The organism is Dyella sp. SG562 (assembly GCF_011759495.1).
Classification (GTDB): Bacteria; Pseudomonadota; Gammaproteobacteria; order Xanthomonadales; family Rhodanobacteraceae; genus Dyella_D; species Dyella_D marensis.
Genome location: NZ_JAAOYS010000003.1, coordinates 491808 through 500406 on the forward strand (window position 1 = coordinate 491808; position 8599 = coordinate 500406).

At 67.4% G+C, this 8599-nt stretch carries 2 protein-coding genes; both read left to right on the plus strand.

From position 1 onward, the window contains the following. Nucleotides 1-680 precede the first annotated feature (680 nt). On the plus strand, nt 681-7298 hold the full coding sequence (locus FHW84_RS09365) for an ESPR-type extended signal peptide-containing protein (protein ID WP_167254683.1): 6618 nt from the start codon (nt 681-683) through the stop codon (nt 7296-7298). Nucleotides 7299-7339: 41 nt separating this feature from the next. Beyond that, a complete protein-coding gene (locus FHW84_RS09370) occupies nt 7340-8158 on the plus strand; it encodes an OmpA family protein (protein ID WP_167254685.1) in 819 nt (272 codons plus the stop codon). Nucleotides 8159-8599 lie beyond the last annotated feature (441 nt).

An 8599-nucleotide genomic window follows, 5' to 3' on the forward strand; every position in this document is an offset into this window, starting at 1 on the left:
CCCGCGCGTGCGGAAACCCAGTCCGAGCCAGCCGTGCAGGTTGCTGCCGGTGGCCGCGCGGATGCATGCCGTGGCAAACGTTGATGCGCGCGCGTGCGCACATGCCCTGCGCGAAAAATCACCAGAGCAGATGGCGAGTATCGCAGGCACGCAGTGCCCTGGCGTTTTTCGCCGGTGGGCGTGCCATCGCGCGCATCGCCGGTTCGACCACGATCACGCATCGCGCTTTCCGGCGCGCGGTTTCGCGCGCACTCCGGCAGCGGCGGTGGAAACGAATGGAAAGGGGCGGCCTTCCCAGGAAGGGAAGTGGCATACGCAAAGGACACGTATCCACAGATGGAAGCCATACGGGAGTAGTCGACAATGACGTTGGTCGAGCACAAGCGATTCCAGCGCCCGCCGATCCAGGGGATCCCCATCCAACCATGTCGCGGCCTCGCGCCGCTTCCGCGCTTATGAGCGACTGATCCGGGCCATGTCCCGGGCACCGTCGCCGTGATGTTCGCGCTCGTCGCGAACGCCTGAAACACACGGGCCGCGGAACCACAACCTGCACGCGCGCCGCAGGCGCCGATAGCGCGGAACCCGATGGCGGTTGCGCGCTCCGGGTCTTTGCGCGCCCGCGTCGCCGGATCCGCGCGCCTCCTTGATTTGCACTCGCCCCATGCAAGGAGATCGTCATGAACAAGATTTACGGCAAGGTCTGGAACCGCGCGCTGCAGCAGCTCGTGGTGGTGTCGGAGCTGGCGACGAGCCGGCGTGGCGCCAGTACCAAGGGCGATGCGCGCGGCGTGCTGCGTCCGTTGGGCGCGGGCGTGTTCACCGCGATGGTCGCGTTTGGCTGGGTCGGGTGGTCGGCGACAGCGCAGGCGCAGTCGGTGGATTGCTCGGCGGCGCCTTACAACGCCTATAACAGTACCGCTGCGTGCATGGGCCTCAGTTCCGCGGCAAGCGGCGTAGGAGCCACCGCGCTCGGTTCGCTTGCGCATGCCGACGTGCTGGGCGCACTGGCGGTGGGGTACAACTCGCACGCGGCAGCCCAGAACGGCATCTCCCTCGGCTTCCAGGCATACACGACCGGCGTCAATTCGATCTATCTCGGTGCACGCACGGCAGCGGGCACTGGTGCGCTCGCCAATAGCTCCATCGGTATAGGCCAGGACGTCACCGCCTCCGGCGTCAGTGGTGTCGCCATCGGTACGGTCGCGAAAGCTGTCGGCGGCAACGCGGTGTCCATCGGCGCTCTCAGTTCCGTCGATGTCAACTCCGGCAACAGCGTGGCGATCGGTCCTTCGGCCAGCGCGACCGGCGCCATCAATGCCGTAGCCCTTGGTTCCGGCGCCGCGGCAAGTACGGGCCAGGCCACTGCGCTGGGCGCATCCAGCAAAGCTTCGGCTGATGGCGCAACGGCGGTCGGCTTGTCATCGCAAAGCACCGCCACTCATGCGACCGCCGCCGGTTGGCAAGCTTATGCAACAGCGCTCAATGCGGTTTATCTTGGCGCGCGCACCGTGGGTACTGGCGCGTCGGCCGAATCGGCCATCGCCATCGGTACGGACGTGAGCGTGTCAGGCCAGTACTCGATCGGCATGGGCCTGCAGTCGGCGGTGAGCGGTGTCAATGCCGTAGCGATCGGCTATTTGACCAAGGCGAGTGGGCAAGGTGCCGTCGTCCTGGGCTCAGGAGCCAATGGTTCTGCTTTGAACGCGATCGCTCAAGGCGCTGGTGCGATCGCTTCCGGCACTAATTCGATTTATCTCGGAGCGCGCACGGCCGCCAATACAGGGGCCACCGCGGGAAGCGCGGTGGCTATCGGTACGGACGTGACATCCAGCGGCGCGGGTTCCGTCGCTATCGGCGTACAGTCCCTCGCCAATAAGGATTACGCGGTAGGCCTGGGTGTGAGAGCCAATGCCACGGGCGTGGGGGCCACCGCGATCGGTGCAAATGCCACCGCGAGTGCGACGGCCAGCGGGGATAACTCCATCGCCATTGGCGGGCAGTCTGCCTCTTCCGCCACCAACGCGATCGCCATCGGCACCGCCACGGTCGCCAATGCGGGCGATGCCGTGGCGATCGGCAACGGCTCGACCGCCACCGGCGGCAAGGCCGTCGCGGTCGGCTCCGGCAACGTCGCCAGCGGCAATGGCGCTGTCGCCATTGGCGATCCCAATACCGCCACCGGCAACGGCGCGATCGCCAGCGGCCTGGACAACACCGCCACCGGCAACGGCTCGGTCGCGATGGGTAACACCAACATGGTCGGCGGCGGTGGGCAAGCGGTGGGTACGGCCGGAACCGCGGCGCAGGGCGCGGTCGGCATCGGCTACCAGAACACGGTGGTCGGCCAGGGCAGTATCGCGATCGGCAGCACCAGCCAGGCGCTGGCCGCCGGTGCCGTGGCGTTCGGCGATACGGCGGTGGCCAACACCAACCAGAGCATCGCGATCGGTACCAGTTCGAGTGCCACCGGCGGGAGCGCCATCGCCATCGGCCGGATCAGCACCGCGAACGGGACGAATGCGGTGGCCCTGGGTGCCGGCGCCGGCGCGAACGCCAACAGCACGCTGGCACTCGGAAACTCGGCCGCCGCCAACAATGTCGGCGACGTGGCGCTGGGCAACGGGTCCACCACCGCTGCCGCGGTCGGTACGGCCAGCTACACCATCGCCGGCACCACCTACAACTTCGCCGGCACCACACCGACCAGCACCGTGAGCGTCGGCAGTGGTACCAATCAGCGCACCATCACCAATGTCGCCGCCGGCCGCATCAGCGGCAGCAGCACGGATGCGATCAACGGCTCGCAGCTCTATGCGCTGACGCAGGCGGTCAATGCGGTCGCGACCAGCGCGCCTACGCACTACTTCAGCGTCACCGACGGTGGCACGCAGCAGGCCAATTACCTCAACAACGGTGCCACTTCCCCCAACGCTATTGCCATCGGACCGGGCGCCGCTGCTTCGGGCACCTACGCCGCGGCCATCGGCATGAATGCAAAGGCAGGCGGCGATTGGGCGGTGGCGCTCGGACAGAACACCAACGCCACGGTGCAAACGGCTACGGCCCTGGGAGCCGGCAGCACAGCCAGCGCCACCTTCGCGCTGGCGTCAGGGTTCCAGGCGTCGGCCACCGGCTCGGGGGCCTCTGCCGTCGGCCTTCATTCCAACGCTTCCGCCCAGAACGCCGTGGCAGTGGGTAACGGCGCAGCCTCGTCCGCGGTCGACAGCATCGCGATCGGTACCAGCGCTGCTTCCACCGGACCATCGGGAGGCGCTATCGCGATCGGAGGCAACGCCAACGCGAACGGCTCGTTCGCCACCGCCATCGGTATCGGCGCGAAGGCGACCGGCGATTGGGCGACGAGCTTCGGTCAAGGAGCGAACGCCTCGGTCCAGCAGGCCACCGCTCTTGGTGCCAGCAGCGTCGCCTCAGCCAATTTTGCGTTTGCCGCGGGTTTCCAGACTTCCGCGTCGGGGGCTGCCGCAACGGCGGTCGGGCTTCATGCGAATGCGTCTGGCCAGAACGCGATAGCGGTCGGCAATGCGGCGACTTCGTCGGCGGCCAATGCGACCGCGGTCGGCAATGCTTCGCAGGCGCTCGCCGCATCTACCGTGGCTCTGGGCGACACCAATACTGTCGCGGCGGGCGCGGGTACAGGCTCGATCGCCGGCGGCCACAACTCGCAGGTGCTCGGCGGCACCGGCGCGGTGGCGCTGGGCGAAAGCCAGACCGTCAACGGCAATGGCGCGGTGGCGATCGGCGATCCGAACTCCGCCACCGGCAACGGCGCCGTCACCGTGGGTTCGAACAACACCTCCAACGGCGACGGTGCGGTGGCGATCGGCAACGGCAACAACGCGCAGGGCGTGGGCTCGGTCGCGCTGGGCAACGGCAGTGCCGCGCAGGCGGCGGGCGGCGTGGCGTTCGGCAACGGTGCCGTCGCCACCAATGCCAACGATGTGGCGCTGGGCTCCGGATCCACCACCACCACGGCGGTGGGCACGGCTAGCTACACCATCGCCGGCACCACCTACAACTTCGCAGGCACCACGCCGGCGAGCACGGTGAGCGTGGGCGCGGGCGGTGCCGAGCGCACCATCACCAACGTGGCCGCCGGGCGCATCAGCAACAGCAGCACCGATGCGATCAACGGCTCGCAGCTGTGGGCGACCAACCAGGCGGTCGACAACCTCAGCAACGTGGTGGCGGCGGGTGCAACGCATTACTACAGCGTCAACGACAACGGCACGCAGGGCGGCAACTACGCCAACAACGGCGCGACCGGCGTCAATGCGCTGGCCGCGGGCGTCGGTTCCACTGCCGCGGCCGATCGCAGCACCTCGCTGGGACAGGGCACCAGCGTATCGATACTGGGCGGCGTCGCGCTCGGCGCAGGCGCGGTGTCCGACCGGGCAATCGCGCCGGCCTCCGGCTCGATCATCGTCGGCACCAATGTGATTCCGTACAACACCACGGACCGCAACCTGCTCGGCGCGGTGTCGGTGGGCAACACCACCGACTTCCGCCAGATCACCAACCTGGCGGACGGCACGCAGGACCAGGATGCGGTGAGCCTGCGCCAGCTGAAGGGTGCGATGAGCTCGTTCTCGGTGACGCCGATCAAGTACTTCCACGCCAATTCCAGCGCGACCGACTCACTGGCCGCCGGTGCGGAGTCGGTAGCCATCGGTCCGCAGACCACCGTCAATGGCGACAACGGCATCGGCATGGGCAACGGTGCGATCGTGCAGCAGACCGCGCCGGGCGGCACGGCGATCGGCCAGAACGCCACGGTGAACCTGGCTGACGGCGTGGCGCTGGGCACCAATGCCACCTCCAACGGCATCCAGGCGGTGGCCATCGGCCAGGGCTCGCAGGCGGCGTTCGCCGGCAGCGTGGCGCTGGGCGCGGGTTCGGTCACGGCCGCGGCGGTGGGTACGCCCAACACGGTGATCAACGGCCAGACCTACGCTTTCGCCGGCACCACGCCGGGCAGCACCATCAGCGTCGGTACCACCGGTGCGGAGCGCACCATCACCAACGTGGCCGCCGGCCGCCTGGACCAGAACAGCACCGATGCGATCAACGGCTCGCAGCTGTACCAGACCAACCAGGCGATCGGCACGGTAGGCACCAGCGTCACCAATCTGGGCAATACCGTCACCAACCTGGGCAACTCGATCGCCACCAGCTACGGCGGCAACACCACCTACGATCCGGCCACCGGCACGCTCAATACCAGCATCACCTACGGCGGCAACACCTACAGCTCGCTGCAGCAGGTGTTCAACCAGATCAACACCGGCGGCATCAAGTATTTCCACGCCAACTCCAACCTGGCCGATTCGCTGCCCAATGGCCTGAACAGCGTGGCGATCGGCCCGGTGTCGACGGCCAACACGGAGAACGCGGTGTCGATCGGCAATGGCGCCACCGCCGGCGCGAACGTGGGCGACGTGGCGCTGGGCGCGGGTTCGAGCACCGCGGCCGTAGTGCAGACCGGCAGCGGCACCATCGCCGGCAACACCTACACCTATGCCGGCACGACGCCGACCAGCACGGTGAGCGTGGGTGCGCCGGGTGCCGAACGCACCGTCACCAACGTGGCCGCGGGCCAGGTCAACGGCAACAGCACCGATGCCATCAACGGCTCGCAGCTGTACGCCACCAACCAGGCGATCGACACGTTGAACAGCACCGTGATCGCCAACGCCACGCACTACTACAGCGTCAACGACGGCGGCACGCAGGGCGGCAACTACGCCAACAACGGCGCGACGGGTGCCAACTCGCTGGCCGCGGGCGTGGGCGCCACGGCCACGGCGGCTTCCGGTACTTCGCTGGGCCAGAATACCGGGGTATCGGTGCTGGGCGGCGTGGCGCTGGGTTCGGGAGCGGTGTCCGATCGTGCGATCGCGCCGGCGTCCGGCTCGATCATCGTCGGCACCAATGTGATTCCGTACAACACCACGGACCGCAACCTGCTCGGCGCGGTGTCGGTGGGCAACACCACCGACTTCCGCCAGATCACCAACGTGGCGGACGGCACGCTCGACCAGGATGCCGTGACCTTGCGCCAGTTGAAGGGTGCGATGTCCTCGTTCTCGGTCACGCCGATCAAGTACTTCCACGCCAACTCCACCGCGAGCGATTCGCTGGCGGCGGGTGCGGAGTCCGTGGCGGTCGGCCCGAAGACCACGGTCAACGGCGACAACGGCGTAGGCATCGGCAACGGTGCGATCGTGCAGCAGACGGCTCCGGGCGGCACGGCGATCGGCCAGAACGCCACGGTGAACCTGGCCGATGGCGTGGCGCTCGGTACCAATGCCACCTCCAACGGTATCCAGGCGATGGCGCTGGGCGCGGGTACGGAAGCGGCATTCGCCGGCAGCGTGGCGCTCGGCGCGGGTTCGAAGACCGACGCGGCGGTGGGTACGGCCAGCGCAACCTTGGCGGGCACCACCTACAACTTCGCCGGCGCGACGCCGGGTTCGACGGTGAGCGTGGGCAGCGTGGGCGCGGAGCGCACGCTTACCAACGTGGCGGCGGGCCGCATCAGCGGCAGCAGCACGGATGCGATCAACGGCTCGCAGCTGTTCGCCACCAACCAGACCCTGCAGCAGCTCTACACCAGCCTGCAGAACCTGACCAACACGGTGAACAACCTGCCGTCGCAGGGGCCGGGCACTACCAACAACACCTACCAGACCAGCGTCGACAACACCAAGAACGCCACCGCCACCGGCAACAACTCCACCGCGGCCGGCGCCAACTCCAACGCCTCGGGCAACAACAGTACGGCGATCGGCGGCAACTCCAGCGCCACCGGCGACAACAGCGTGGCGATCGGCGCCAACTCGGTAGCCAATACCGCCAATACCGTGTCGGTCGGTTCGGTGGGCCACGAGCGCACCGTCACCAACGTGGCGGCCGGCACCAACGCTACCGACGCGGTGAACGTGGGCCAGCTCAACGACGCCATCCAGAGCGCCAAGAACTGGTCGAAGGACTACGTCGACCAGCGCTTCCAGTCGGTGGACCGCGACCTCAACCGCATCGGCAACCGCGCCAATGCCGGCATCGCCTCGGCCATGGCCATGGCCAGCCTGCCGCAGGCCTACCAGCCGAACCAGAGTTCGGCCGGCGTGGCGCTGGGCACGTTCCACGGCGAGAACGGCATTGCGGTCGGCGTGTCCACCATCACCGAGAGCGGCCGCTACGTATTCAAGCTCAATGCCACCACCAACTCGCGCGGCGATGCCGGCGCCGGCGTCGGCGCGGGGGTGGTGTGGTGAGCGCGAACAAGACCATGAGCGATCTTCAAGGAGTCCATTCCATGCGTATCTCGATCAAGCACCTCGCCCTGGCCTCGTTCGCGCTGGCCCTGGCCGCCTGCGGCAATGTGAGCCACGACATCGCCAAGGATGGCGGCTCGGCTGGCCAGATGGTCTGGCCGGAGCCCGGCGACACCACGCCGATGCACAAGGGCGGCACCTTCCCGAACCTGGCCAACCTGCGGCAGATCAAGGCCGGCCTCAACAAGCCGCAGGTGTCCGACCTGATCGGCTATCCGCATTTCAGCGAAGGCGTGTGGGGCGTGCGCGAGTGGAACTACCTGTTCAACTTCCGCAAACCCGGCAGCGACGAAGTAACGGTGTGCCAGTACAAGGTGCTGTTCGACGAAAACAAGCTGGCGCGCAGCTTCTACTGGAAGCCAGAATCCTGCGCGGCCTTGCTGGATGAGCCGAAGCCGCCGGCACCCGCACCCGCGGCGGCGGCAAGCAAGCCGCGCGTACTTTCCGCCGATGCACTGTTCGCATTCGACAAGTCCGAGCTGTCGCCAACGGGCCGCCGCACGGTGGACGACCTCGCCGCGGAACTGAGCGGGCAGGGCGACAAACTGCGCTCGGTACGCATCGACGGCTACACCGACCGCCTGGGCAGCGATGCCTACAACCAGCAGCTATCGCAGCGCCGCGCCGAATCGGTAAAAGCCGAACTGGTACGCGCCGGCGTGCCGGCACAGCGGATCAGCGCCGAAGGACATGGCAAGGCCGATCAGGTGAAGGACTGCCCGGACGGCAAGCGCGCGGAACTGATCGCCTGCCTGGCACCGAACCGGCGAGTGGAAGTGAAGGTCGATAGCGCGGAGTAGCGCTCTGCATGGGGCGTCTCTTCTCTTCGGGGTGAGCGAAGGGAAGAGACGCATTGCATCGGGATTCATCGCCCCGCTCCGCCCGGCCCCTCACCCCGACCCTCTCCCCGGAGGGGAGAGGGAGAAGTGTGGTGGCGTCGCATACAGGAGCGAAAAGCAGAAGCCGCCTCAGTCGCTGAACTTCCTCTTCGCCACGGCACGTTGAAGCACCCGCTACGTAAACGCACTGATGTTTCGTGTAGACCCAGGTTAATCAGGCTACCGCAGCCGCCCACCGCTCCTTCTAGTCGCGTCGCGAGCCTTTGCTCTTAGGCCATTCTCTCTTTGGTTACTTTCTCTTTGGGCCGGCGGTTTCAACGGGTCAATGCAACACCCATAGTGTTGATGACCGGGAGAGGCGATGAGCAAGGCAGGATCGACCGCAAGGCGGCTGAACGCGGA

Bases quoted from the DNA above. Each gene is read 5' to 3' on its own strand.
- FHW84_RS09370 (WP_167254685.1), top strand. From the start codon at position 7,340: ATGCGTATCTCGATCAAGCACCTCGCCCTGGCCTCGTTCGCGCTGGCC.
- FHW84_RS09365 (WP_167254683.1), top strand. From the start codon at position 681: ATGAACAAGATTTACGGCAAGGTCTGGAACCGCGCGCTGCAGCAGCTC.